The organism is Anaerosalibacter bizertensis (genome assembly GCF_009696605.1).
In the GTDB taxonomy this organism is placed as follows: domain Bacteria; phylum Bacillota; class Clostridia; order Tissierellales; family Sporanaerobacteraceae; genus Anaerosalibacter; species Anaerosalibacter bizertensis.
The window spans coordinates 1-1,103 of the sequence record NZ_VULR01000046.1; the positions used below are offsets into that span (position 1 = coordinate 1).

Below are 1,103 nucleotides of genomic sequence, written 5' to 3' on the forward strand. Positions count from 1 at the left end.
ATTCATTGTGGTTTGATTATTTTAATATTAAAGATAGAGAATGTATAAATAAACTTATGAAACAAACAGATTTATCTTTTACTGTAGTCAATGAAAACAATGAAAGTGTTACTAATTTTAAAATACCAAATAGCCTTATATTTAAAATTGCTCAATTTTATAAGGAAGGTTCAAAAGAATATAACTCAAATATATTTGAAAATTTAGTTAGTGCAATAATTAATGAATACGAAAATGATTTATCAAAACTTTGGGATGACTCGACATATACATATATAGATATGTAATAAAATAAATCCTGCTTATGCAGGACATGCATGATTTGAAAATTTTAATTAATACGTAATGGTAAAGTAAAAACATATATACGTTATTATTTTAGTATGACTAATTGTATAATGAAATTGAACCAATAAAAAATCCATAGTGATTACCCGTGTTATAATTAAGTTGCGAAACCAAAATAACAAGGAGGATAATCACTATGAATTACCTAAATCATAACACAGAATCACGTAAAAATAAACACTTGAATTTCAAAGAGCGCATGACTATAGAAATACGCCTTGCAGACGGTTGCTCTGCATATAAAATTGCCAAAGAATTGCAAAGACCAATCAATACTATTATCAATGAAATCCGTCGTGGAACTACTACTCAAATCAAGCAAGGAAAACATGTTGAAATGTACCTTGCAGATACAGGTGAAGCAGTCTATACAAAGAATCGTCGTAACTCTTGTCGCACATTCAAACACCTACAATGTGATGAGTTTATTAAAGTATACTGTAAATCAAATTAAGACTAACTCATGGTCTCCAGACGCATGTGTCGGAAGTGCTCTATCAACAGGTAAATTCAAGCGTTCAGAGATAGTATGTACTAAGACGTTATATAACTATATCGATTTAGGATTACTATCTATTAAGAATGCTGATCTTCCGTTAAAGCTTCGTAGAAGCACCAAACATACAGTTGTGAAAAAGCATAAGAAGATACTTGGTAAAAGCATCTCAGAGCGTCCTACACACATCAATAACCGCCAAGAATTTGGACATTGGGAAGTTGATACTGTAGTAGGTGAAAAAACTAATAGTGACAGT

Annotated in this window: 1 protein-coding gene and 1 pseudogene; both read left to right on the forward strand. The window is 30.6% G+C overall.

The window, feature by feature from the left end; translation table 11 throughout:
• Positions 1–287: hypothetical protein (locus FYJ27_RS12645; protein ID WP_195839140.1), on the forward strand; the 287-nt coding region annotated here is incomplete at its 5' end.
• Between the two features lie 197 nt (positions 288–484).
• Positions 485–1,103: pseudogene (locus FYJ27_RS13120) on the forward strand (IS30 family transposase); the annotation flags it as partial.